General features: G+C 72.7%; 19 protein-coding genes and 2 pseudogenes. 10 read left to right on the forward strand and 11 right to left on the reverse strand.

Annotation, left to right across the window (positions count from 1 at the left end; translation table 11 throughout):
* Positions 1–4 precede the first annotated feature (4 nt).
* Entirely contained in the window at positions 5–1,543 is a 1,539-nt protein-coding gene (gene purF / locus ACIA3K_RS11760) for an amidophosphoribosyltransferase (RefSeq protein ID WP_355048409.1), read from the reverse strand.
* Between the two features lie 168 nt (positions 1,544–1,711).
* On the reverse strand, positions 1,712–2,065 hold the full coding sequence (locus ACIA3K_RS11765) for a sterol carrier family protein (RefSeq protein WP_396800703.1): 354 nt from the start codon (positions 2,063–2,065) through the stop codon (positions 1,712–1,714).
* 160 nt (positions 2,066–2,225) lie between these two features.
* Here ACIA3K_RS11765 and ACIA3K_RS11770 point away from each other — a divergent pair, with 160 nt between their 5' ends.
* Positions 2,226–4,283 (forward strand): hypothetical protein, encoded by a 2,058-nt coding sequence (locus tag ACIA3K_RS11770; RefSeq protein WP_396800704.1) that lies wholly within the window; start codon positions 2,226–2,228, stop codon positions 4,281–4,283.
* 208 nt (positions 4,284–4,491) lie between these two features.
* Here the strand turns inward: ACIA3K_RS11770 and ACIA3K_RS11775 are convergent, their stop codons facing one another.
* Genes ACIA3K_RS11775 through purS form a run of 4 tightly spaced genes read right to left on the reverse strand, consistent with a single transcriptional unit; the run spans position 4,492 to position 8,956 of the window.
* On the reverse strand, positions 4,492–5,247 hold the full coding sequence (locus ACIA3K_RS11775; RefSeq protein ID WP_396800832.1) for a 2-phosphosulfolactate phosphatase: 756 nt from the start codon (positions 5,245–5,247) through the stop codon (positions 4,492–4,494).
* A gap of 4 nt (positions 5,248–5,251) precedes the next feature.
* On the reverse strand, positions 5,252–7,957 hold the full coding sequence (purL, locus tag ACIA3K_RS11780; RefSeq protein ID WP_396800705.1) for a phosphoribosylformylglycinamidine synthase subunit PurL: 2,706 nt from the start codon (positions 7,955–7,957) through the stop codon (positions 5,252–5,254).
* 55 nt (positions 7,958–8,012) lie between these two features.
* On the reverse strand, positions 8,013–8,696 hold the full coding sequence (gene purQ / locus ACIA3K_RS11785) for a phosphoribosylformylglycinamidine synthase subunit PurQ (RefSeq protein ID WP_396800706.1): 684 nt from the start codon (positions 8,694–8,696) through the stop codon (positions 8,013–8,015).
* On the reverse strand, positions 8,693–8,956 hold the full coding sequence (gene purS / locus ACIA3K_RS11790) for a phosphoribosylformylglycinamidine synthase subunit PurS (protein WP_007454310.1): 264 nt from the start codon (positions 8,954–8,956) through the stop codon (positions 8,693–8,695). Before purS ends, purQ begins: the two co-directional genes overlap by 4 nt.
* A 356-nt stretch (positions 8,957–9,312) precedes the next feature.
* On the opposite strand from purS, the pseudogene ACIA3K_RS11795 reads away from it, so the two are divergent.
* Positions 9,313–9,997, forward strand: a pseudogene (locus ACIA3K_RS11795) (S1 family peptidase).
* 23 nt (positions 9,998–10,020) lie between these two features.
* Positions 10,021–10,584 (forward strand): YbjQ family protein, encoded by a 564-nt coding sequence (locus tag ACIA3K_RS11800; RefSeq protein WP_396800708.1) that lies wholly within the window; start codon positions 10,021–10,023, stop codon positions 10,582–10,584.
* 124 nt (positions 10,585–10,708) lie between these two features.
* Here ACIA3K_RS11800 and purB read toward each other — a convergent pair whose 3' ends face one another.
* The 5 genes and pseudogenes from purB to ACIA3K_RS11825 form a co-directional block, all read right to left on the reverse strand.
* Positions 10,709–12,133: an adenylosuccinate lyase gene (gene purB, locus ACIA3K_RS11805; RefSeq protein ID WP_396800710.1), complete on the reverse strand. Its 1,425-nt coding sequence runs from the start codon at positions 12,131–12,133 to the stop codon at positions 10,709–10,711.
* Positions 12,134–12,207: 74 nt separating this feature from the next.
* Positions 12,208–14,565, reverse strand: coding sequence for a hypothetical protein (locus tag ACIA3K_RS11810; protein ID WP_396800711.1), 2,358 nt, complete (start codon positions 14,563–14,565; stop codon positions 12,208–12,210).
* A gap of 28 nt (positions 14,566–14,593) precedes the next feature.
* Positions 14,594–15,592: a glycosyltransferase family 2 protein gene (locus ACIA3K_RS11815; RefSeq protein ID WP_396800712.1), complete on the reverse strand. Its 999-nt coding sequence runs from the start codon at positions 15,590–15,592 to the stop codon at positions 14,594–14,596.
* Between the two features lie 381 nt (positions 15,593–15,973).
* Positions 15,974–16,260, reverse strand: a pseudogene (locus ACIA3K_RS11820) (Lrp/AsnC family transcriptional regulator); the annotation flags it as partial.
* Positions 16,261–16,275: 15 nt separating this feature from the next.
* Positions 16,276–17,568, reverse strand: a complete 1,293-nt coding sequence (locus ACIA3K_RS11825) for an acetyl-CoA C-acetyltransferase (RefSeq protein WP_396800714.1) — start codon at positions 17,566–17,568, stop codon at positions 16,276–16,278.
* A 55-nt stretch (positions 17,569–17,623) separates the two neighbouring features.
* Here ACIA3K_RS11825 and ACIA3K_RS11830 point away from each other — a divergent pair, with 55 nt between their 5' ends.
* The 7 genes from ACIA3K_RS11830 (at position 17,624) to ACIA3K_RS11860 (ending at position 24,811) form a co-directional block, all read left to right on the forward strand.
* Positions 17,624–19,015 carry a 3-oxoacyl-ACP reductase gene (locus ACIA3K_RS11830; protein WP_396800715.1) on the forward strand — a complete coding sequence of 464 codons (1,392 nt, stop codon included), beginning with the start codon at positions 17,624–17,626 and terminating at the stop codon, positions 19,013–19,015.
* Positions 19,015–20,097, forward strand: coding sequence for a MaoC/PaaZ C-terminal domain-containing protein (locus tag ACIA3K_RS11835; RefSeq protein ID WP_396800716.1), 1,083 nt, complete (start codon positions 19,015–19,017; stop codon positions 20,095–20,097). Before ACIA3K_RS11830 ends, ACIA3K_RS11835 begins: the two co-directional genes overlap by 1 nt.
* 93 nt (positions 20,098–20,190) lie before the next feature.
* Positions 20,191–20,946, forward strand: coding sequence for an NUDIX domain-containing protein (locus ACIA3K_RS11840; protein ID WP_396800717.1), 756 nt, complete (start codon positions 20,191–20,193; stop codon positions 20,944–20,946).
* Positions 20,943–21,908, forward strand: a complete 966-nt coding sequence (locus ACIA3K_RS11845; protein WP_396800719.1) for a serine/threonine protein kinase — start codon at positions 20,943–20,945, stop codon at positions 21,906–21,908. Before ACIA3K_RS11840 ends, ACIA3K_RS11845 begins: the two co-directional genes overlap by 4 nt.
* 10 nt (positions 21,909–21,918) lie before the next feature.
* Complete coding sequence (locus ACIA3K_RS11850) at positions 21,919–22,878, forward strand: hypothetical protein (RefSeq protein ID WP_396800721.1); 960 nt, start codon at positions 21,919–21,921, stop codon at positions 22,876–22,878.
* Entirely contained in the window at positions 22,875–24,137 is a 1,263-nt protein-coding gene (locus ACIA3K_RS11855; RefSeq protein WP_396800722.1) for an adenylosuccinate synthetase, read from the forward strand. The genes ACIA3K_RS11850 and ACIA3K_RS11855 overlap by 4 nt, the downstream gene beginning before the upstream one ends.
* A 56-nt stretch (positions 24,138–24,193) precedes the next feature.
* The gene (locus ACIA3K_RS11860) at positions 24,194–24,811 is read left to right on the forward strand and encodes a DedA family protein (RefSeq protein ID WP_396800723.1); all 618 of its coding nucleotides are present in this window, start codon (positions 24,194–24,196) and stop codon (positions 24,809–24,811) included.
* The last annotated feature ends 3 nt before the right edge of the window (positions 24,812–24,814 follow it).

The raw sequence follows: 24,814 nt of genomic DNA on the forward strand, positions 1-24,814 counted from the left end.
GGTGCTACGGGCGGTTTGCGGTCACGCCACCCGGAGTGGCGACGAGCGAGCCGAAGCTCTCCGGAGCCTCCGGCGTCGCGTTGGCGACCCGGCGGCCCATCCCTTCAAGCACATGCTTGCCGATCAGGTTGCCGGCCGGCAGCTCGATCGGGTACTCACCATCGAAACACGCCCGACACAGCCGGGTCTTCGGCTGCTCGGTCGCGGCGATCAGGCCGGGAAGCGACACGTAACCCAGCGTGTCGGCACCGATGGAGCGCCGGATGCCGTCGTTGTCCAACCCGTTGGCCAGCAGCTCCGCCCGGGTGGCGAAGTCGATGCCGTAGAAACACGGCCAACTCACCGGCGGGGACGAGATCCGGACGTGCACCTCGAGCGCCCCCGCCTCGCGCAACATCCGGACGATGGCCCGCTGCGTGTTGCCGCGCACGATCGAGTCGTCCACGACCACCAGCCGCTTGCCACGCACGTTCTGCCGCAGGGGGTTGAGCTTGAGTCGGATGCCGAGCTGACGCAGGGTCTGCGACGGCTGGATGAAGGTCCGCCCCACGTACGGGTTCTTCATGAGGCCCGCGCCGTAGGTGATGCCGGACGCCTCCGCGTACCCGATCGCGGCCGGGGTGCCGGACTCGGGCACCGGGATGACCAGGTCGGCCTCGACCGGGTGCTCCTTGGCCAACTGGCGGCCGATCTGCACCCGCGCCGCGTGCACGTTGCGCCCGGCGATGGTCGCGTCGGGGCGGGCGATGTAGACGTACTCGAAGAGGCAGCCCTTCGGCTCGGGCGCGGCGAAGCGGGTGGACCGCAGCCCCTCCTCGTCGATCGCGATCAGCTCGCCGGGCTCGATCTCGCGCACCACGCTCGCGCCGACGATGTCCAGCGCGGCGGTCTCGCTCGCGACCACCCAGCCGCGCTCCAGCCGACCGAGCACCAACGGGCGTACGCCGTGCGGGTCGCGGGCCGCGTACAGCGTCGACTCGTCCATGAAGACGAAGCTGAACGCCCCGCGGAGCTGCGGCAGCACCTCGAGCGCGGCGGCCTCGACCGACAGGTCGGGGCGGCTGGCCAGCAGCATGGTCACCAGGGAGGTGTCGTTGGTCGAGCCGTCCGCCACCAGGCCGCGCTCGGCGACCTCCTTCTCCAACTCGGCGGTGTTGACCAGGTTGCCGTTGTGGGCCAGCGCAATGGTCGTGCCGGAATCGGTCGACCGGATTGTCGGCTGGGCGTTCTCCCAGTTGGACGCGCCGGTCGTGGAGTATCGGGCGTGCCCGATCGCCAGGTGGCCACGCAGGCTGGCCAGGGTGGGCTCGTCGAAGACCTGGGCCACCAGGCCGAGATCCTTGTAGACCACCACGCCCGAGCCGTCGCTGACCGCGATGCCCGCCGCCTCCTGGCCACGGTGCTGTAGGGCGTAGAGGCCGAAGTAGGTCAGATTCGCGACCTCTTCGCCGGGGGCCCACACGCCGAAGACGCCGCAGGCATCCTGAGGGCCAGGTCGTTGGGGGTCAAGGTCGTGGCTCAGCCGGCCGTCGCCTCGGGGCACTACCGCTCCCTCATGCTGGTCTGGACCGGCCTGGCGAGGATCACGGGGCGGATCCACACTTCTCGGCCGGGACCACTGTCATCGCCTGACAGTGTACGCGAGTCAACGTCAATACAGATAGTCACGATTTCCCTGCTGAGAGTCACGATCACCCGGACATCGGAGCAGCTAGAGGGGCAGATACGCCGAGATGTCCGCCCGAATGCCGCTCACCTGAACACGACCATCGGTGACCGCGTCGGCCCACCCGAGCCGGCCGGTGGCGAGCTCCAACCAGGTCTGCGGCGACATCTCGACCACGTTCGGCGGGTTTCCCCTGGTGTGTCGAGGACCGGGGACGCACTGGATCGCACCGTATGGTGGAACGCGCACCTCCACCGATCGGCCGGGGGCGCGCTCCGTGAGGACGGTCAACAAGGACCGGACCGCCTCCCGGAGTACCGGCCGTTCGGGCGTACGCCCCTCGTCAAGCGCCGACAGAGCCGCCACGACGGCGGCGGACTTACTGTGCGGAGAGGACACGACGGGACGATACGACCCACAGGTGGAGCACCTGACGCTGGCCCTGGGTCGCGCCGATCCAGTGAGACAAGGCATAGTGGCCGACGGCGTATTCGTACCGTGATGATCCCCGGCCCGGCGCCCCGCCGGTCGAGGGACGTCACCCCGGAAGGCGGTGGACGTGTCAACACACCGACGTGCCTGGAAGCAGCGGGCCGGTGTGGTCGTAGCGCTGGTTGCCGGCGCTCTGCTCGCCGTCCCCGCCACACCGGCAATGGCCGCAGAGGTCGAGGTCTCCCCCGGCTCGGTCACCGTGAACGCTGGCAGCGATGCCACGATCACCGTCCGCATCACCGGCGGTGACAACGACGAGTCGGCGAAGGTCAGTCTTTCCGGGCTGCCATCCGGCGTCACCTGTGCCAGTGGCTGTGGCGATGTCAAACTCTCCGGCGGCGGCCTGGGCGGCCCGAAGGGGTCGGTGCTGGTCCGGATCGCGGCCAACGACAACGCCGGTGACGCGACCACGAACATCACCGTGGCGGTCGAGGCCGCTTCGGGCCCGGACACCGCCAACGTGTCGCTGACCGTCAAGGGCAAGGCCGCACCACCGCCTCCGCCGCAGAACCAGACCGTGAAGTCGGTCTCCGGCAAGGTGGTCAAGAAGGCCGACGGCGAGCCGGTGCCGAACGCGATCGTGATCCTCCAGGACACCGGCGGCCACCGGTACGACACGATCAGCAACGGCAGCGGCAACTTCAGCTTCACCGGCAGCAGTCAGAACCCGATCACGCCCGGTCGGATCGACGTGGGCGCGTCGTCCAACAGCATCAACGCGATCAAGAGCTTCACCGCGAACGCCGGGCAGTCCGTCACCGGCCAGCGGATCATCTTGGAGATCAAGGTCGAGGTGACGCCGAGCGCCACCCCGTCGCCCACCGCCGACGCCACCCCCACCGAGGAGGCGACCGAGGAGGGTGCCGAGGAGCAGCCCTCCGAGGAGGCCAGCCCCGGCGCCCCGGCGAACGCCAGCAAGGAGGACGACGGCGGCGGCTTCGGCTCGTACCTGATCATCCTGCTCGGCGGCCTGCTCGTCGCGGCCGGTGTCGGCACGATCGTCCTGCTGTGGATGAAGCGCCGCGAGAGCGGCGACGACGATGACGAGCCGGCGGCGGCCGGCGCTGCCGGTGCCGGCGGCGCGGTGCCGGCGGCCCGTGGGGCCTTCCGCGGGGCCGACGACCAGACCCGCGTGGTCAACCGCCCCGGTGGCGCGCCCGACCCGACCATGGTCGGCGGCGCGGCGCTGAGCGAGGCGCCGACCATGATGCACCGCCCGGTCGTCGACGACGTCCCGCCGGACCCGTACGGCGCGCCAGCGCAGCCCTACGGCGCGGCGGGCCAGCAGAGCTGGGGCGGGACCGGCTACGACGACGAGCCCGGCCAGGGTGGCTACGGCGGCTACGGCAACGCCCCCGCCTCGGGTGGCGGCTACGGCACCGGGGCGACGCCGGGCGGCGGCTACGGCGGCGGTGCGGACGGCTACGGCGCCGCACCCGGCTCCGGCGCGGGCTACGGCGGCGCTGCGGCCCCGGATGCTGGCTACGGCGGCGCTGCGGCCCCGGATGGCGGCTACGGCGGCGCACCCTCCTCGGGTAGCGGCTACGGCAGCCGTGACTACACCGCGCCGGCTGGCGCGGGCGGCTACCCGCCGGCTCCCGCCGGTGGGGCGGCCGGCGGGTACGGCGAGCGCTTCGACGAGCCGACCGGCCGGTACACCGGCGACAGCACCCAGTACCCGGCGCCGGCCGACCCGTACGCCACCGGCGTGTACCAGCCGGAGCAGGGCCAGGGCTACGGCCAGCCCGACCCGACCGCCCCGTACGGCGGCGGTCGTGGGGCGGAGCCGACGGGCGGCTACGGCCAGCAGAACAACGCGTACGACCAGGGCGGCTACGGCCAGACCGGCGGCGGGTACGACCAGGGCGGCTACGGCCAGGAGCCCCCGCAGCAACGCGGCGGCTACGACGACCGGGGCTACGACCAGGGCGGCTACGGCCAGACCGGCGGCGGGTACGAGCAGGGCGGCTACGGCCAGGAGCCGCCGCAGCAACGCGGCGGCTACGACGACCGGGGCTACGACCAGGGCGGCTACGGCCAGCAGCAGCAGGGTGGCCGGGCCCGCCCGGACAGCCCTCCGCCCACCGAGCGAGGCGGCCGCCGCCTCGACTGGCTGGACGACTAACACCAGCACCACCCACAGCACACGCGCAACGGCCGCCCGGCTTCCCCAGGCGGCCGTTCGCCGTAACCCCACCCACCCCACCCCACCCCGCCCCACCTCGTCCCACCTCGTCGATCATGAAGTTATTGCTCCGACACGCCGTGTGCGTGGGCAATAACTTCATGATCACCGGTGTGGGTGCGGCGGGGGGTGGGGGGTGGGGGGTGGGTCAGGCGGCGGAGAAGACGCCTTGGCGGAGGACCGGCACCACGTCGGACACGCCGACCTGGACGGCGACGTCGACGTCGGCTTCGAAACCGCCCTCGGTCAACTCCCGGCCGGAGACGCTGCCGCGTACCGCAGCGGGTACGTCCGGAGTGCTGGCCAGCGCGGCGAGGGCCATGGCCGCCTCCACGGAGAGACCGCCCGGCACCCCGGACAGGCCGTCCAGCACGCTCGCCGCTCCGAGTTGGTCTTCGACGCAGGGGCGCAGTGACCCGTCGGGCCAGCGCTCTCCGGAGGCGATGACGCCGATCGGGGCGTCCGTCGTCCCGTACCCCTGGCGGCGCAGCCAACGCCCGACGGCGCGCGCGTTACGCAGACACGCCGCGACCACCGGCAGTCCGGTGGCGCTGGCGGCGGCGCTGATGGCCGAGCCGTTCGGCGAGGGCAGCACCAGGTCCGCGACGGTCGGCGCGGTGCTCAGCGCGGCGGGTGAGAGTGACCACGGGTGGTCGGCTGTCACCCGGCGACGGCCGACCGCCGCCACCGCGCCGACCCGCAGCGCGTACTCGGCGGCCTGCTCACCCCAGGGGAAGGGGTGCACCCGCATACCCCGGGCGACCGCCACCTCCACGGCGGTGGTGAACGAGAGCACGTCCACCACCACCAGCGCCGCGCAGACCCGGCCGAGTTCGGCCGCCCCGGTCAGGCCCCAGTCGAACCTGGCGCCTGACCCGGGCTGGCCGTAGACGGCCGCCGTCAACGCCTCAGCGCTCGTCAGGCGACGGCTCGGTGACACCGGAACCAGACTCGGACGGCTGCTCCGACCCGATCGGGTCGACAGCCCCGGTCTGCGGGGACGGGCCGGCCGAGGCGATCGGCTCGGAGAGCACCTCCGACGCGTCCACCGGCTCGGCCGGGGCGGCCGGCAGCGGCACGGCCTCGACCGCGCCCGCCACGCCAGCGGCCGGGGCGGGCACCTCGGCGACGGCGGGCTCCACGGTCGCGGCAGCGGCCGGCTCGGACGCCTCGACGGCGGCGGTGCCACCGAAGAGGCGCGGAAGCGTCTCGGTGTGCGCGGCCCGCAGCTCGTCCAGGCCGATCCGGAACTGCCCGTGCACCTCGAGCGCCCCGCCGGACGGGTCGGTGACACCGATCAGCTCGAACGGCACGCCCCGCTCGGCGCAGAGCGCCGCGAACGCCTTGTCGTGGCCACGCGGCACCGACACCAGCGCCCGCGTCGCGGACTCACTGAACAGGTAGACGAAGGGCATCGAGCCCTCGGCGAACTGCTCCGGCACGGCGATCCGGGCGCCGACGCCACGCCGCAGGCAGGACTCGACCAGGCTCTGGGCGAGACCACCGTCGGACAGGTCGTGCGCCGAGCTGAGGTGGCCCACCCGGGCAGCCTCGGCCAGCAGGTCGGCCAGCGCCTTCTCGCGGAGAAGGTCGACCTGCGGCGGGATGCCGCCGAGGTGCTCGTGCGTCACCCAGGCCCACTCCGAGCCGGACAGCTCGACGTTCGTCTCACCGAGCAGGTAGAGCTGGTCGTGGTCGCCACCGGGGCGCGGGACGAAGCCCATCGGCACCCGGTCGGCCACGTTGTCCAGCACGCCCAGCACCCCGACCACCGGGGTCGGGTGGATGGCCGCCGCGCCGGTCTGGTTGTAGAAGCTGACGTTGCCGCCGGTCACCGGGATGCCCAGCTCCAGGCAGCCGTCCGCGAGGCCGCGCACGGCCTCGGCGAACTGCCACATCACGCCCGGATCCTCGGGCGAGCCGAAGTTGAGGCAGTTGGTGACGGCGATTGGCTTCGCACCGGTCACCGCCACGTTCCGGTACGCCTCGGCGAGGGCCAGCTTGGTGCCCTGGTACGGGTCGAGCCGGGCGTACCGGCCGTTGCCGTCGACCGACAGCGCCACGCCGAGCCCGGTCTGCTCGTCGATCCGGATCACGCCGCCGTCCTCCGGCTGGGCGAGCACGGTGTTGCCCAGCACGTAACGGTCGTACTGCTCGGTCACCCAGGTCTTGTCGGCCAGGTTCGGCGACGCGATCATGCGCAGCAGGGTCTCCCGCAGCGCCTCCGGGTCAGCCGGGCGGGGCAGCGTCTCGGCGCGGTCGGCCTGGAGCAGGATCAGGTCGGCCGGTTCACGCATCGGACGGGCGTACACCGGGCCGTCGTCCACCAGCGAACCCGGCGGCACGTCGACGACCAGATGGTCCCGCCAGGTGATCAGCAGGCGACCAGGGCGGCCGTCCGGCTCCGGGGCGGTGACCTCACCGATCGCGGTGCCGAGGACGCCCCACTTCTCGCAGGTCTTGAGCACCGCGTCGAGCTTGTCCGGCTCGACGACCAGCAGCATCCGCTCCTGCGACTCGCTGGCCAGGATCTCGTGCGGGTCCATCGAGGGCTCCCGCAGCGGCACCCGCTCCAGCCAGACCCGCATGCCGGTGCCGGCAGCGGCGGCGGTCTCGGTGAGCGCGCAGGTCAGGCCGGCACCACCGAGGTCCTGGATGCCGACGACCAGCTGGCCGTCGTACAGCTCCAGGCACGCCTCGATCAACAGCTTCTCGGTGAAGGGGTCGCCGACCTGCACGGCCGGGCGACGGGCCTCGCTGCCCTCGTCGAAGGTGGCGCTGGCCAGCACCGACACGCCGCCGATGCCGTCCCGGCCGGTCTTCGCGCCTATCAGCACCACGACGTTGCCGGGGCCGGCAGCGGCCTTGTTCTGCAGGCGGTCGACCGGCAGGACGCCCAGGCAAAGCGCGTTGAGCAGCGGGTTGCCCTGGTAGGACGGGTCGAAGACCAGCTCGCCGCCGATGTTGGGCAGGCCGAGGCAGTTGCCGTAGCCGCCGACACCGGCGACCACGCCGGTGAGCACCCGGGCGGTGTCCGGGTGGTCCGCCGCGCCGAAGCGCAGCGGGTCCATGACCGCGATCGGGCGGGCGCCCATGGCGAGGATGTCCCGGACGATGCCGCCGACACCGGTCGCCGCGCCCTGGTACGGCTCGACGAAGCTCGGGTGGTTGTGCGACTCGACCTTGAAGGTCACCGCCAGCTTGTCGGAGACCTGCACGACACCGGCGTTCTCACCGATGCCGGCGAGCAGGCGGTCGCTCTGCGGGGCCTTCTCACCAAACTGGCGCAGGTGCACCTTGCTCGACTTGTAGGAGCAGTGCTCGCTCCACATGATCGAGTACATCGCCAGCTCGGACTGGGTGGGCCGACGGCCGAGGATCTGCCGGATCCGGTCGTACTCGTCGTCGCGCAGGCCCAGCTCGGTGTACGGCTGAAGCTCGCCCGGGGTGCCACCGGCACGCGGCACGGTGTCCACGCCGTCGGTCCAGTCGGCGCTCGCCGGCTGCGCGGGAGCGGCCGCCGGGGCGGTGGGCTGCGCCAGCGGCTCGGTCGGCTGCGCCGGGGCGGAGTACGCCTCCGGAGTGTCCCGTACCGGGTCCGGATGGGTGGTCATGACCTCTCCTCGCTGCGCTCGTACCCGCCGGGCCGGCGGTTGAGCTGACCGATGCTCACGCTGGGGTCCCCACCAGGTGCTTGAGGACCGAGGTGAAGAACCCGAGACCGTCCAGCGAGGGGCCGGTGAGCGCCTCCACCGCGTGCTCCGGGTGCGGCATGATGCCGACCACGTTGCCGGCGGCGTTGGTGATCGCGGCGATGTCGCGCTGCGACCCGTTCGGGTTACCGCCGACGTAGCGGGCGACGACCCGGCCCTCGGCTTCGAGCTGGTCCAGCGTCGCGGTGTCGGCGACGTAGCAGCCCTCGCCGTTCTTGACCGGGATCAGCACCTCCTGGCCGGCCTGGAACGCGTTGGTCCACGCGGTGCCGGAGGACTCGATGCGCAGCACCTGGTCCCGGTTGCGGAAGTGCAGGTGCTGGTTGCGGGTGAGCGCCCCCGGCAGCAGGTGCGCCTCGCAGAGGATCTGGAAGCCGTTGCAGATGCCGAGCACCGGCAGACCGCCCTGGGCGGCGTCCACGATCGTCTCCATCACCGGGGCGAACCGGGCGATGGCCCCGCAGCGCAGGTAGTCGCCGTAGGAGAACCCGCCGGGCAGGACGACGGCGTCCACCCCGTGCAGGTTCTCGTCGCCGTGCCAGAGCCGGACCGGCTCGGCGCCGGCGATCCGGACGGCGCGGGCCGCGTCCCCGTCATCGAGCGAGCCGGGGAACGTGACCACACCGACCCGGGCGGTCACGAGCGGGCGTCCGCGGTCTCGTCGGTCTCGACCAGGCGGACGGTGAAGTCCTCGATGACCGGGTTGGCGAGCAGCTTGTCGGCGATTTCCCGGGCCCGGTCCAGGTCCGGTTCACCGGTGAAGTCGATCTCGATCCGCCTGCCGATCCGGACTGAGGCGACGTCGCTGACGCCGAGCCGGGGCAGCGCGTTTGCGACGGCCTGGCCCTGCGGATCGAGGATCTCGGGCTTGAGCATGACGTCGACGACGACGCGAGGCACTGGGCACTCCTGACTGTGTACGCAGTTGGGTGCCTACCCACAACGGGCGAGCGCAGCCAGCCTACCTGGCAGATTCCGCTGCGGACGCACCGGCCGGGCGCAGTCCAGGCAGTGATCCACATAACGGACGGCCAGGGGGCCCGACAACGTGGGACAGGCCGCCTCACCAGGGAAAATACAGCGCGCAGGGTAGCCGAATCGTTACATTGGACGATCTCGATCGGCTTCTTGAAAACGATGCTCGCCGGCCCTACAGTACATCGACATAGTTCGATGTCATCGGCGACGGGGACCTCCCGTCGTCACCCCCGGGCACCCGGCGACCCCGGGCCCCACCCGCCCCAAGGAGTCCACCGATGCGCGTTCGTCCCCTGCTCGCCCTGATCAGCACGGCGCTGGTCGGCGCCCTCGCCGCCGCGTCCGGCGCGTCCGCCGCCCCGGCCGGCCCCCAGCCCATCATCGGCGGCGGCACCGTCTCGTCCGCCCCCTGGGCCGCCGCCGTACTGAGCAACGGCTCGTTCACCTGCTCGGGCAGCGTGATCCGCCGCGCAGTGGGTGCTCACCGCCCGGCACTGCATCAGCGGCACGATGTCCGTCCGGGTCGGCAGCGTCTACCGCGCCTCGGGTGGGGTCACCCGCACCGTCAGCGCCACCTACACCCGTAACGACCTGGCCCTCATGCGCCTGTCCAGCACCGTCAGCACCTCGGCGGTGTCCCTGGCGAGCAGCAACCCGCCGGTCGGCTCGACCAACTCGATCTACGGGTGGGGCATGACCTGCTACAGCGGCTGTTCCGCGTCCAGCCAGCTCAAGACCGCCACCGTCCAGGTGACCAGCACCAACGTCACCGACGCGTACGGGGGCCAGGCCATCCGCAGCACCCGGATCAACGGCAACGCCTGGCGGGGCGACTCGGGCGGCCCGCAGTTCTACAACGGCCAGCAGGTCGGTGTGGCCTCCACGGCCGACGGCTACAACATCCAGAACTACGGCAGCGTCGCGTACAACCGGGCCTGGATCACCTCGGTGGCCGGTGTCTGACGGTTAGCGCCCGCGCGGCGCGGATGGTCGGCCACGCGCCGGCCGTCCGCGCCGCGCCGTTTTGCAGCATCCGATCAGGTGAACACGGCACCCGATCGGGTCGCGCCACTCCTGACAGCATCGGAAACGTGCTGGTCGTGACGACAGAGCAACTGCCCGGCTACGAGATCCGCCAGATTCTCGGTGAGGTGGTGTCATCGATGGCCAGGACGCGAAACCCCTACCGCGAGGGGGTCAAGAACCTGCGCGGTGGCGCGTACGACCCGATGGCGCCCGACAACCTGACCCGGTGGCGTACCGACTCGGTGACCCGCCTCGGCGAGGAGGCCCTGCGGCTCGGCGCGAACGCCGTGATCGGCATGCGCTTCGACAGCCGGGACTGCGGCGAGATGTGGATGGAGATCTGCGCGTACGGCACGGCGGTCGTCGCCGTACCGACGATGCCCGAGGTCATGCCGCCGGACCAGCCGGCGGTGGCGGCGGACACCGCCACCGACCCGGCCTTCGCCGAGTCCCTCGGCGGCATCGCCGAACCAGCAAGCGCCCCAACCCTGAGAACAGCCGCAGAAACCCCCACCGGCGACTAGGACCCCACCCCCAACCCACCCCCAACCCCAATCCGGTTGATCAAGAGGTTTGCGTCACCAGGGAGATCAAAGTTGACGCAAACCTCTTGATCAACGGACCAAAGCGAGAGGGGCCCGGGCGGGGTTAGAGGATGGGGGGTGGGGTGTAGGTGGCGGCGTTGGGGTGGGTTTCCACCACCTTGGTGATTCGGCGGGTTACCGACTCCACCTGGGACTTTGCCGCTCCTACGAAGGCGGTGCGGTCGGCCACCAGGGTGTCGATGTCGGCGCGGGACAGGCCGAGGCGGCCGTCGGCGGCCAGGCGGTCGAAGAGGTCGTTCTCCGGGGCGCCCTTCTCGCGCATGGCCAGCGCCACCGCGACCGCGTGCTCCTTGATCACCTCGTGGGCGACCTCCCGGCCGACGCCACGCCGGACCGCGGCCACCAGGATCTTGGTGGTGGCCAGGAAGGGTAGGAAGCGCTCCAGCTCCCGGTTGATCACCGCCGGGTACGCGCCGAACTCGTCCAGCACGGTGAGGAACGTCTGGAACAGCCCGTCGGCGGCGAAGAACGCGTCCGGCAGGGCGACCCGACGGACCACCGAACAGGACACGTCGCCCTCGTTCCACTGGTCCCCGGCCAGCTCGCCGACCATCGACAGGTAACCCCGGATGATGACCGCGAAGCCGTTCACGCGCTCGGACGAACGGGTGTTCATCTTGTGCGGCATCGCGCTGGAACCGACCTGACCCGGCTTGAAGCCCTCGGTGACCAGCTCCTGGCCGACCATCAGCCGGATCGTGGTGGCCAGCGACGACGGCGCGGCGGCGGTCTGCGCCAACGCGGCCAGCACGTCGAAGTCCAGCGAGCGCGGGTAGACCTGCCCGACGCTGTCCAGCACCCGCGAGAAGCCCAGGTGCTCGGCGATCCGTCGCTCCAGCTCGGCCACCTTGTCGGCGTCGCCGTCGAAGAGGTCGAGCTGGTCGGCGGCCGTGCCCACCGGGCCCTTGATGCCGCGCAGCGGGTAGCGGGCGATCAGCTCCTCCAGCCGGTCGTACGCGATGAGCAGCTCCTCCGCCGCCGACGCGAAGCGCTTGCCCAGCGTGGTGGCCTGCGCCGCCACGTTGTGCGAGCGGCCGGTCATGACCAGCTCGGAGTGCTCGTACGCGAGCCACGCCAGCCGGGCCAGGGTCGCCACCACCCGGTCCCGGATCAGCTCCAGCGAGGCGCGTACCTGAAGCTGCTCGACGTTCTCGGTGAGGTCCCGCGAGGTCATCCCCTTGTGCACGTGCTCGTGCCCGGCCAGCGCGCTGAACTCCTCGATGCGGGCCTTCACGTCGTGCCGGGTGACCCGCTCCCGCTCGGCGATCGACGCGAGGTCGACCTGGTCGAGCACCCGCTCGTACGCCTCGACCACGCCGTCCGGGACCGCCACGCCCAGGTCACGCTGTGCGCGGAGCACGGCGAGCCACAGCCGCCGTTCCATCCGGACCTTCTCCTCGGGCGACCAGAGGGCGACCAACTCGGGCGAGGCGTACCGGTTGGCGAGCACGTTCGGGATCGTCGTCACGTACCTCATTGTCCGTCACCCGCCCGAGCCGGCCGGGACCGGGCCGGCTCGGGCGGGAGTCCGTGCACCCCAGGTCAGGGCAGCTCGTAGATGATCACCGGGCCGGACACCAGGCGGATCGGGGCCAGCTCGGCCAGGGCCGGCGACACGCGGCCGGCCCGGGTGTCGGCGAACAGCCACCGGACGCCGTACTCCCGGCGCAGCCGGTCCAGGTCCTCCGCCACGGGCGCGCTGAACACCCGCTCGTTGAGCGCGAACAGCGCCGCATCGGGTGGGTCCTGCCGGGCGTACCCCAGTCCGTAGCGACCGTGCGCGGCGAGCGCCGCGTCGGTGTAACCCCAGCTTTCCACCACCGCCCGGTGCCCGCCCAGCCCGGTCACCCAGAACGCGCGGGCGTCGCAGTGCCGCGTCGTCAGCACCGGTCGGCAGTGCACGTTGGTGGCGACGACGTCGTCGTCGGCAGCGTGCGCGTCGAGCCAGCGGGCGGCCCGCGCCTCCGCCCGGGTGAGCACGTACCGCGTGTCGCTCGGTGTGGGCGGCACGCCGGCCACCGTGGGCCGGGTGTCGCGCAGCCGCAGCGCCGCCGACACCGTCCCCTGGACGCCGACCGCGACGCTGGCCGCGAGGATCGCCGCGGTGGCCGCGGCCACCGCCGCCGCCCACCACCGCCCGCCGTCGCGGCGACGCAGCAGGACAACGACCAGGCCACCGAGTACGCCCGCGAGCAGCACCAACGCCGCGAACCGTCCCGCCGACGCGGCCAACGCCCCCCACCAGCCGCGCAGCGACGCAGCGGGGTTGTCGGCCTTTGGGACGGCCAGGGCGACCGCGACGCCGGCCAGCGCTCCGACGGCCAGCACCGGCCAGCGGGGGCGCGTGGCGGCGAGCAGGTGACCGGAGAGCAGCACCCCGATCGGCAGCACCGCCAGCCAGAAGTAGACCTGACTGGCCGACGGGTGGTGGAACACCCAGGTGGCGCCCACCCCGGCGAGCACGGTGCCGCTGAGCAGCCAGGTCGCCGGGTCGGCGCGGTGCCGCCGCGAGAACAGCAGCAGCGTGCCGGCCAGCCGAGGCGCCTGCATCAGCAGCCACCAGCCGAGGATGCCGCCGGCGAAGAGCCCGGCCGGCCAGCCACCGGCGGCCAGCCCGGGTGGCGCGAGACCGCCCGCCCGGGTGCCGTCGCTGCCGCCGAAGGTCTGCCCGTACGGCAGCATGAAGCGCAGCAGCCCGAACACCTGCACCCGCAACGTTCCCGCGCCGCCACCGGCGAAGAGCCGGTAGCCCACGGCCGTCGCCGCGAGCAGGAGGGCCAGCGCCACGACGGTGGGCCACGGCACCCGACGCCGCCGCCACACGGTCACCACAGCGGTGATCACAAGGCCGGCGAGCAGCGCCGGCAGCGCGCTGGACTTCGAACCGGCGCACGCCAGGCCGAACGCCGGCACCAGCGCCCAGCCGGGCCCGAGCGCCCGGCCGCGCACGGCGTCCAGGCAGAGCCCCACGAGCACGACGAAGAGCGCCAGCACGTACGTCTGCGACGGGCTGGCCACGGACAGGACGCCGGCCGCGTCGGTCAACGCCGAGCCGAGCGCCACCGGGAGCCCGAGGTACGTGACGGCGGCGACGACCGGCCCGGTCCACCAGACCCGGCTCAGGTCCCGGGCCACTCCCGCGCTGACGAGCACGGCCGTGGCCGCCACCGGCACCAGCCAGAGGCGCAGAAGCACCAGCGCGGGCGAACTGCCGGTGATCATGCTGGCGCTGGCCATGTGCGCGTCGGAGAGGTAGTGGTAGCGCAGCGGCTCCCCGGCCACGTGCGGCAACACGAACGGCATGTCGCGGGTCAGTACCTGCACCAGCGACAGGTGGTAGAAGAGGTCCGGATAGTAGGTGTGGTCGGCCGCCGGTGGCACCGGGTTGCCCGGCCACTGCACGGCGGCCCAGGCCAGCACCAGCAGCAGCACCGCCGCCATCGCCACGTGCCAGGCCAGCGGCAGGGGGCTTCGCCGCTCGATCCGCCAGTGCCGACGCAGGCGCGGCACGGTCAGGAAGAGCAGCACCACCGGTGCCGCCCACCAGCGCAGCAGGTGCTGCTGGCCGGTGGCCGCCGCCAGGGCCCAGGCGGCGAGTTCCAGCACGAGTCCGGTGGCGGCGCCGAACCCGAGGTCCTCGGGCAGGTTGCCCCGGCTGCCGCGCAACGCGCGGTGCACCAGCGTGCCGGGCAGCACGAGAGCGCCCACCCAGTACGCGATGTAGCCGGCGATGTCGTGGACCCCGACGCCGACCCGCCACCACGCGACGGGCAGCAGGGCCAGGACGACCAGCCAGGGCAGGGCCGCCAGGGCACGGCCGGCGATGTGGCGGGACGGTCCGGCCGGGGCGTCGGGTGCCGGGGACGTCTCCCGGTCAGCCACGGCGACGCGCTCAGTCACGGCGACCGGCTCAGTCACGGCGGCGCGCTCAGTCACGGCGGGTAGCGATGGCGGGCAGGTTCGTCAGGGCCTCCGGCGCGGTCTGCGCCGAGTCGAACCCGACGTGGAACGCGGGACGGTTCTGCACGGTGGCGTAGATGCGCCCCACGTACTCGCCGAGCAGGCCGAGGCAGACCAACTGCACCCCGCTGAGCAGCAGCACCGCGACGAACATCGACGTCCAGCCAGGAATGGTGGTGCCGGAGACGTGCGCGACCATGCCGAACGCGATCAGCGCGAGGCACAGCAGGAAGCTCGACATCCCGAGCCAGGTGGCCAGGCGCAGCGGGGCCGCGGAGAAGTTCGCCGTGCTCTCCCAGGCCAGGGCCACCATCCGACGCAGTGGATACTTGGTCTCCCCGGCGGCCCTCGCCGCGCGGTTGTAGCGGACCTCGGCGCTCGGGAAGCCGAGCGACGGCACCAGCAGCCGGTAGACCGGGGCGCGTTCCGGCAGCCGCCGCAGCACCTCGACGACGTCCCGGCTGAGCAGCCGGAAGTCACCGGCCTGGGCGGGCAGATCGGCGCCCACGATCCGCCGCATCACCCAGTAGTAGGCGCGGGCGGTGTTGCGCTTGAAGATGGTGTCGGTGCTGCGGTCCGACCGGACGCCGTAGACCACGTCCACACCGTCGGTCCGGGCCACCCGCAGCATCTCGGCGATGGCCTCGGGTGGGTCCTGGAGGTCGGCGTCGAGACTCACGACCCACCGGCCGACGGCCCGGTGCAGACCCGCCGTCAACGCCGCCTGGTGACCGCTGTTGCGCCGCAGCCGGAGCACCCGCAACTGTGGCCAGTCCCGGCCGTGGTCGAAGAGCACCGACACGGTGTCGTCGGCGCTGCCGTCGTCGACGGCGACCACCTCGTAGTCGACGCCGAGCGCGTCGAGCACCGGGCGCAGTCGGGCCACCAGGGCCGGGATGACAGCGGTCTCGTTGAACATCGGGATGACCACCGACAGGGTGGTCGTCCCGGGGACGACGGACTCCATGGAGATACGGCCCCGTTCCGCACGCAGGAGTGATCAGCGCCGCGTCGAGGACGCGGCAGCGATCACCGTCGCGTGGTAAACCCGCCGCCAGCGGACGGCCTGCTGAACAGTCCGTTAACGCCTGCTGGCGGTCACCCCGGTAAGGGACGATCGAGCGTTCAACGCTCCAAAATGGCGGGCCACGCCCCCGCCGCTCGCCCCGCCCGCCCCCGCGCGTCGATCATGGAGTTGTGGTGCCTCACAAAAGGTGCACTCCGGAGCCATCTACCCACCACGACTCCATGATCGACCCGGGCTGCGGCTGCCGCGATCTTGCACTTGCTGTCGCGGCATACGGGGGCATTCCTCGTATTTGGGCAACAGGAAGTGCAAGATCGGCGCGGGTGGGCGCAGGATGCACCGGGATCCGTAGCAGGACATTCGGATCAGGGCGACCACCGTACGGCCGGCCCGGGTCAGGTCGACGTGGGCGTGGTAGCCGGTGATCACACCGTCTCCTCCAGTCGGCAGACCCGCTCGGCGACCGCAGGTGGCGACAGGTGCACCCGGCGGGACAGCTCGCTGAAGCAGAGCCGGGCGTCGGCCTGCAACTCGCGCAGCAGCGCCCAGTGACCGAGCACGGACGGGGCGCATGTCCCAATGCCTCTTGACAAGAGACATTGGGACATCGCGTTGGGGCTGGCTCAGCGCTCCAGGATCGCCGTCACGCCCTGGCCGCCGGCCGCGCAGATGGAGATCAGCCCGCGTCCGCTGCCCTTCTCCGCGAGCAGCTTGGCCAGCGTGGCGACGATCCGCCCGCCGGTGGCGGCGAACGGATGCCCGGCGGCCAGCGACGATCCGTTGACGTTGAGCCGGTCGGTGTCGATCGCGCCCAGCGGGGCGTCCAGGCCGAGCCGGTCCTTGCAGAACTCCGGCGACTCCCAGGCGGCGAGGGTAGCCAGCACCTGCGAGGCGAACGCCTCGTGGATCTCGTAGTAGTCGAAGTCCTGCAAGGAGAGCCCGGCGCGGGCCAACATCCGGGGCACCGCGTACGCGGGGGCCATCAGCAGGCCCTCGTCGCCGTGCACGAAGTCGACGGCCGCCGTCTCCGACCAGCTGAACCAGGCCAGCACCGGCAGGTTGTGCGCGTTCGCCCACTCCTCGCTGGCCAGCAACACCGTGGACGCGCCGTCGGTGAGCGGCGACGAGTTGCCGGCGGTCATGGTGGCCTGCTCGGCGTCCGGACCACGGGTGCCGAAGACCGGCTTGAGCGCGCCGAGCTTCTCCACGCTCGTGTCGGGGCGCAGGTTCGCATCGCGGGTGAGCCCGAGGTACGGCGTCATCAGGTCGTCGAAGAAGCCCTTGTCGTACGCGGCGGCGAGCCGCTGGTGCGAGCGCAGTGCCAGCTCGTCCTGGGAGCGCCGGTCGATCTGCCAGCGCAGGGCGGTCTGGGCGGCGTGGTCACCCATGGACAGGCCGGTACGCGGTTCGGCGTTGCGAGGGATGTCCGGCTTGAACGGCTGCAGCGGGCGCAGCTTCGCGGCGATCTTCAGCCGCTGGCCGACCGTCCGGGCGGAGTTGAGTTTGAGCAGCGTACGGCGCATGTCCTCGTTGACCGCGAGGGGCGCGTCGGAGGTGGTGTCGACCCCGCCCGCGATGCCCACGTCGAGCTGACCGAGGGCGATCTTGTTGGCGACGAGGATCGCGGCCTCCAGGCCGGTGCCGCAGGCCTGCTGGATGTCGTACGCCGGGGTGTGCGGGTCGAGCCGGGACCCGAGGACCACCTCGCGGGTGAGGTTGAAGTCGCGGGAGTGCTTGAGCACCGCCCCGGCGACCACCTCGCCGACCCGCTGCCCGGCCAGCCCGTACCGGGCGATCAGACCGTCGAGTGCCGCGCCGAGCAGGTCGGCGTTGGACGCGTCGGCGTAGCGGGAGTTGGAACGGGCGAAGGGAATGCGGTTGCCCCCGATGACCGCGACCCTCCGGATGCTCTGCACGATCCGCCTCCTCGCCAAGTGTTGCTCGAACCTTACTCGCCAGTAGGCTACGCCCATGACCGACAGGTACGCGAGCTTCGTCCAATCGGCCGCCGGCCGCGCGCTGGTGAAGCGTCTCGGGCTGCCCGATCCGCCGCGACTGCGCCGGCACCAGCCCGGCGACCCGCTGCTGCCCGGCCCGGCACTGCTCGGCGCGGCCACCGGCAGCCGGTACGCCGCTCCGGTGGCCGCGAGACTGACCGCCGCCGGGGTCGAGCTGGCCGGCCCGGCCGCCGAATGGGCCGGGGGCGCTGAGGCGCAGGCCCGTTCGCAGGGCGACAACCCGCAGCGGTACGGCGCACTGCTGTTCGACGCCACCGGGCTCACCGACTCGACCGACCTGCGCCAGCTCTACGACTTCTTCCACCCGCAGGCCCGGTCCGTGCTGCCCAGCGGCCGGGTGATCGTGCTTGGTAAGGCGACGCATGAGTGCGCGACGCCCCGCGAGGCGACCGCCCAGCGCGCCCTGGAAGGGCTGGTCCGCAGCATCGGCAAGGAGTTCGGCCGGGGCATCACCGCGCAACTCGTCCAGGTGGCCCATGCCCAGGGCGACCCCAGCATCGGCCTCGAATCGACCCTCCGGTTCCTGCTGTCCGGTCGCTCCGCGTACGTCTCGGGGCAGGTCATCCGGGTCGGCGGCGGCACGGCGAGCATCCCGGCCGACTGGAACCGCCCACTGGACGGGCAGGTCGTGCTGGTCACCGGTGCGGCGCGCGGCATCGGCGCGGCGCTGGCGAAGGTGCTCGCCCGCGACGGCGCGAAGGTGGTGGCCCTGGACATCCCGGCCGCCGGCGACGCGCTCGCCGCGGTGGCGAACGAGATTGGCGGCACCGCCCTCCAGCTCGACCTGACCGCCCCGGACGCGCCGACCCGGCTCGCCGAGCACCTGGCCAGCCGGCACGGTCGGGTCGACGTGGTGGTGCACAACGCCGGCATCACCCGCGACAAGACGCTCGGCCGGATGGACGCCGACCGGTGGGACCAGGTCATCGACGTCAACCTGTCCAGTCAGGAGCGGATCAACGACGTACTGCTGGAACGGGAGTTGATCCCGGCCGGCGGGCGGATCATCGCGGTGTCCTCGATCGCCGGGATCGCCGGCAACCGGGGGCAGACCAACTACGCCACCAGCAAGGCCGGCGTGATCGGCCTGGTCGACTCGCTCGCCCCGGCCCTGCGCGACCGGGGGATCAGCGTCAACGCCGTGGCGCCCGGCTTCATCGAGACCCGGCTGACCGCCCGCATCCCGCTGGTCGTCCGCGAGGCGGGCCGGCGGATGAACAGCCTGGCCCAGGGCGGGCTGCCGGTCGACGTGGCCGAGACGATCGGCTGGTTGGCCTGGCCGGCCAGTGGCGCGATCAGCGGCAACGTGGTCCGGGTCTGCGGCCAGAGTCTGCTGGGGGCGTGATGGGCCGCAAGAGGGAGCCGGACGACCTGTCGGTCCACGAGCTGATCGAGGGCCCGACCGAGATCCTGTCGCGGGAGACCCTGGACGCGATCCGCCGGCCGGAATCCGCCGACGCCGACCCGAGCGTCGAGCGGACGCACGACCTGAGCGCGTCGGCCGCAGCGGCGACCACCGACCTGAGCGGCTCGGCGGCCGACGTGACCACCGACCTCAGCGCTCACGGGCCGGCCGGCACGGGTGGCCGCGAGCGCGTCGAGCTGGCCCGGATGCCGGCCGCCGGGGCGCTCTACCGGCGGGCCGTGCTCGGCGCGCTGCCGGGCGTCGGCCGGGGGCGTCGTGGGAACGACCTGCCGGCGGTCGAGCTCGCCGTACGCGGCGTGCGGATCGATCGGGCCCACCTGGCCGAGTACGACCGGGTGTGCGGGTTCCGGCTCACCGACCGGCTGCCCGGGACGTACCCGCACATCCTGGGCTTTCCGCTGGCCCTGCGGCTGATGACCACGCCCGGCTTCCCCATCGCGCTGACCGGCGTGGTGCACGTCGGCAACCGGATCACCACGCACCGCCCGATCACCGCCGACGAGACCCTCGACTTCACGACGTACGCCCAGGACCTGCGCCCGCACGACCGGGGGCGGCAGGTGGACGTGGTGCTCGTCGGCTCGGTCGACGGGGAGGAGGTCTGGCGCGGCGTCTCGACGTACCTGGGCCGCGAGCGCACACCCGGCGGACGCGAGCGGGGCGAACGGCCGACACCGCCCACGGCCACCGCCCGGTGGCGGGTCGAGCCCCGGGTGGGCACCGAGTACGCACGCGTCTCCGGGGACCACAACCCGATCCACACCTCCCGGCTCGGCGCGCGACTGTTCGGCTTCCGCCAACCGATCGCGCACGGCATGTGGAGCAAGGCCCGGTGCCTGGCCGCGCTCGAGGCGCGACTGCCGGACGAATACACCGTCGAGGTGGCCTTCAAGCTGCCCGTACCGCTGCCGAGCACGGTGAACTTCGCCCTCCTGCCGGACGACGGGTTCGCCCTGCACGATGCGGGCGGCCGGCCGCACCTGGTGGGTCTCGTGCGCTGACGCGCCCCTGCCGATCCGATTCGAGGGGTTGGCAGGGGCGCACCTCTACGCTAAGTTGTTCTCACAGCGAGATGTTCTCAGATTGAGAGAGACATGGTTGACGAGCAGCAATTCCTGGCCGCGTACGACCCGCGGGACTACCCGGCGGTCGCCGTGACCGTCGACGTGGTGGCGCTGACCATCCGCGACGGCGAGCTGCACCTGCTGCTCATCCGACGTGGCCAGGCGCCGTTCGCGGGGCACTGGGCGCTGCCCGGCGGGTTCGTCCGCCCCGAGGAGGACCTGACCGCCGGCGCCCGACGGGAGCTGGCCGAGGAGACCGGGCTCGGCGGCGAGGAGTTGCGCCGCGTACACCTGGAGCAGTTGGGCAGTTACGGCGCTCCCGACCGCGACCCGCGGATGCGCGTCGTCTCGATCGCCCACCTCGCGTTCGCCCCCGACCTGCCGGACGCCGCCGCCGGCTCGGACGCCGACGAGGCGATCTGGCTGCCGGTCACGGCGCTGACCAGCCGGCAGCTCGCCTTCGACCACGGCCGGATCATCGACGACGCGCTGGAACGGGCCCGGTCCAAGCTGGAGTACACCCCGCTGGCCACGCGCTTTCTCGCCGCCGAGTTCACGATCAGCGAGCTGCGGGCCGTCTACGAGACGGTCTGGGGCCACCCGCTGCACGCCGGCAACTTCCACCGCAAGGTGCTCTCCGTGCCGGGCTTCGTGGAGAGCACCGGCGCGAGCACCGAGCGCGGCGGCGCGCGAGGCGGCCCCCGCGCCCGGCTCTACCGGGCCGGTGACGCCCGGCTGCTGCACCCGGCGCTGCTGCGACCGGCCCGCGAGGAGACGGTGCGATGAGGACCGCCGAGGCCATCGACCTGGTCACGGCCGCGCGCACCGACGCCGAGCTGTTCGGCGCCGACCAGCCGGCCCGCCGCTACCGCGAGCTGGTCGCGGCCCTGCACCCCGACCGGCTGCCGACAGACCCGGGGGTACGCGCCGACGCCCTCGACGCGTTCGTCCACGTCACGACCCGGTGGCAGGCCCGGCGGACGACCGTCCTCGGCGACTACCGGCTCGGCACGCTGGCGCACTCGGGCGACCTGGCCGACCTGTACGACGTCGGCGACGACCGGCTGCTCAAGCTCCCCCGGCGACCCACCGACAACGACCTGATGGCGCGTGAGGCACACGCCCTGCACACCATCGCCGAGCGCGGCGACCCGCGCTACCTGCCGTACGTGCCCCGGCTCGTCGACGAATTCGCGCACCGCGACGCCGCGACCGGCGCGGAACGCCGGATCAACGTGCTCGCCACCGCGCCCGGCCTGCACGACCTCGACGCGGTGCGGCGCGCGTACCCCGACGGGCTGGACGCCCGGGACGCGGCCTGGATGTGGCGGCGGCTGCTGGTGGCGCTCGGCCTGGCCCACCGCGCGGGCATCGTGCACGGCGCGGTGCTGCCGCGACACGTGCTGATCGAGCCGGACGGCCACGGCGTGGTGCTCGTCGACTGGTGCTTCTCGGCCCCGGCCGGCAGCAGGGTCCCGGCGCTGGTGCCGGACCACGAGGACTGGTACCCGCAGGAGGTGCTGCGCAGGCGGCCCTGCGGTCCGGGCACCGACCTCGCGATGGCCAGCGGATGCATGAGCTGGCTGATGGGACCGCGCGCACCCCGTGAGCTGGACGCCTTCGCGCGGGGCTGCCGGCAGACCTCCCTGAGCGGCCGGCCCGACGACGCCTGGGGCCTGCTGCGCGAACTCGACCAGGTGCTGGACCGGCTCTACGGCCCACGCACCTTCCGACCCTTCACCCTCTAGAGGAGCTGTCATGGGCAGTGGAACCTGGTCCACCGACGTGTACGACGCCGCCGACCGCTACCGGCGCTCCACCGGCCGCAGCGCGTTCTCCTACAGCGACAGCGGGGCACGGACCGTGCACCCCGCGCTCGACCCCCGCGACGCGACCCGGGAAAGCCGCGACTCCGCCGAACACCCCCACTCGACGCCCGTCGCGGTGCTCTTCGACGTGACCGGCTCGATGCGCATGGTGCCGCGTGTCCTGCAGACCAAGCTGCCGCAACTGCTCGGGCTGCTGCAACGGCAGGGCTACGCCAGCGACCCGCAGATCATGTTCGGGGCGATCGGCGACGCCACCTGCGACCGGGTGCCGTTGCAGGTGGGCCAGTTCGAGTCGGACAACCGGATGGACGACGACCTCGGCCGGATCGTCCTCGAAGGTGGTGGCGGCGGGCAGATGAGCGAGTCGTACGAGTTGGCCCTGTACTTCATGGCCCGGCACACCGTCACCGACAACTGGGAGAAGCGCGGCCGGCGCGGCTACCTGTTCGTCATCGGCGACGAACTGGCGTACCAGCGGGTCAAGGCGCGGGAGGTGGCCGGGCTGATCGGCGACGACCTGGGCGAGGACGTGGCGCTGCGCCAGATCGTCGACGAGGTGACCCGGCGGTGGGACACCTACTATCTGCTCCCCGCCGGCAGCAGCTACGCCGGCAACACGAAGGTGCTCGACTTCTGGCGGGACCTGCTCGGACAGAACGCCGTCGTGCTCGACGACCTGGACGCGGTCTGCGAGACCATCGCGGTCACCATCGGTCTCGGCGAGCAGGCCATCGACCTCGACGAAGGCCTGCGCCACCTGGACCGCGCCGGCTCCGGTGCCACCGGGACGGTCTCCAAGGCGCTGGCCCGCCTCGGCCGGGGTCGGCGGGCCGAGGTGTCGACGCTGCCGGCGTTCCGCGACACCACCGCCGGGGTGAGGAGGCTGTGAGACACGTGGCGGTGGTCGACCTCGGGTACGGCGACGCGGGCAAGGGCACCGTCGTGGACTGGCTCTGCGCCACCCGCCCGGTGCACACGGTGGTCCGCTTCAACGGGGGCGCGCAGGCGGCACACAACGTCGTCCTGCGCGATGGTCGGCACCACACGTTCGCCCAGTTCGGGGCCGGCACGTTCCACCCCGGCGTCGGGACGCACCTCTCCCGGCACGTGGTGGTGGACCCGCTGGCCCTGGCCGCCGAGGCCGACCATCTCGCCACGGTCGGGGTGCCCGACGCGCTGGACCGGCTGACCGTCGACTCCGAGGCGCTGCTCGCCACCCCGTACCACCGGGCCGCCAACCGGGCCCGCGAGATCGCCCGGGGCGCCGACCGGCACGGCTCCTGCGGGCTGGGGGTGGGCGAGGCCGTCGCGTACGGCCTCGCCCACCCGAACGACGCGCCCCGGGTCGCCGACTGCCGGCATCCCGCCGTGTTGCGCAGGCGGTTGACGGTTCTGCGGGACCGGCTGACCGCCGAACTCGGCCCGCTGGACGCGCCGCCGGTCGACGACTGCCTGCCCGCGTACACCGGGTTCGCCGGGGGCGTCGCCATCGTCGACCGGACCTGGCTCGCCGGAGCGCTGCGCTCGGGGACCTGCGTCTTCGAGGGCGCACAGGGGGTGCTGCTCGACGAGTGGCACGGCTTCCACCCGTACACGACGTGGAGCACCACCACCTTCACCAACGCCGACCGTCTGCTCGCCGAGGCGGGACAGGCCGGCGAGCTGACCCGGATCGGCGTGTTGCGGACCGTCACCACCCGGCACGGTCCCGGCCCGCTGGTGACCGAGGACCCGACGCTGCCCTTCGTCGACCGGAACAACCCGACGAACCCGTGGCAGGGTCGGTTCCGGTTCGGCCACTTCGACGCCGTCGCCCACCGGTACGCCCTCGCGGCGGCCGGCGGGGTCGACGGCCTGGCGCTGACCCACCTCGACCTCGCCGGCCCCGACCTGCGGATCTGCCGTCGTTACGACACCGGCGACCGGCTCACCCCCGGCCCGCCCGGCGACCTGGACCGGCAGGCCGCGCTCACCGACCGCCTGCTACGGTCCCGCCCGGTGTACGACGAGGCTCCGGCCGACTGGGCCGAGGCGGTGGGCGCGGAGTTGGCCACGCCGGTGGTGCTGACCTCGCGCGGCCCCACCGCCGACGACAAGAGCGCGCACGGGCCGCTGCTCAACCGCCCAGCACTGATCAGCACGCGCTGAGGGCGTCTTCCGGCGACTCGGCCACCGGGCCGGCCGTACCCGGCGAGCATGGGGGGATGGACACCCTGCTCGACCTCCTCCGTGGGACGGTCACCTCGCCATGGGTGTACCTGGTGATCTTCGGGCTGACCGCTGTCGACGCGTTCTTCCCTGCGGTGCCGGGCGAGGCGGCGGTGATCACCGCTGGGGTGCTCTCGGCGAGCGGAGGGCACCCCAGCCTGACACTGGTGATCGTCAGCGCCGCCGTCGGCGCGCTGGTCGGCGACCACGTCTCGTACGCCATCGGGCGTGGGGGCGGCGCGAGCCGGCTGGCCCGGCTGCCCGACGGCAGCCGGCGGCGGGCCAGCTCCGAGTGGGCCCGACGGGCGGTGGACCGCCGGGGCGGAATGATCCTGACCACCAGCCGGTACGTCCCGGGTGGCCGCACCGCCGTCACCCTCACCATGGGCGCGGTGCGCTATCCCCGTCGGGCGTTCCTGCTGTACGACAGCATCGGCGCGACCACCTGGGCGCTGTACTGCGGCCTGCTCGGGTACTTCGGTGGGCTGGCCTTCGAACGGGACCCGGTGAAGGGCCTGCTGGTGGGCGTGGGGCTTTCGGTGGTCGTCACGTTCGGCCTGGAGGGGATCCGGTGGCTACGCCGCCAGGCGCACCGTCGCGCCGCCCGACGCTGATCG

This window comes from Micromonospora sp. NPDC051543, from assembly GCF_044454415.1.
Classification (GTDB): domain Bacteria; phylum Actinomycetota; class Actinomycetes; order Mycobacteriales; family Micromonosporaceae; genus Micromonospora.

Coding starts and splice junctions, on each gene's coding strand:
- purL (WP_396800705.1), bottom strand. CDS start 7,957: ATGACCACCCATCCGGACCCGGTACGGGACACTCCGGAGGCGTACTCC.
- ACIA3K_RS11800 (WP_396800708.1), top strand. CDS start 10,021: ATGGTCGGCCACGCGCCGGCCGTCCGCGCCGCGCCGTTTTGCAGCATC.
- ACIA3K_RS11815 (WP_396800712.1), bottom strand. CDS start 15,592: ATGGAGTCCGTCGTCCCCGGGACGACCACCCTGTCGGTGGTCATCCCG.
- ACIA3K_RS11830 (WP_396800715.1), top strand. CDS start 17,624: ATGACCGACAGGTACGCGAGCTTCGTCCAATCGGCCGCCGGCCGCGCG.
- ACIA3K_RS11835 (WP_396800716.1), top strand. CDS start 19,015: ATGGGCCGCAAGAGGGAGCCGGACGACCTGTCGGTCCACGAGCTGATC.
- ACIA3K_RS11840 (WP_396800717.1), top strand. CDS start 20,191: ATGGTTGACGAGCAGCAATTCCTGGCCGCGTACGACCCGCGGGACTAC.
- ACIA3K_RS11845 (WP_396800719.1), top strand. CDS start 20,943: ATGAGGACCGCCGAGGCCATCGACCTGGTCACGGCCGCGCGCACCGAC.
- ACIA3K_RS11850 (WP_396800721.1), top strand. CDS start 21,919: ATGGGCAGTGGAACCTGGTCCACCGACGTGTACGACGCCGCCGACCGC.
- ACIA3K_RS11860 (WP_396800723.1), top strand. CDS start 24,194: ATGGACACCCTGCTCGACCTCCTCCGTGGGACGGTCACCTCGCCATGG.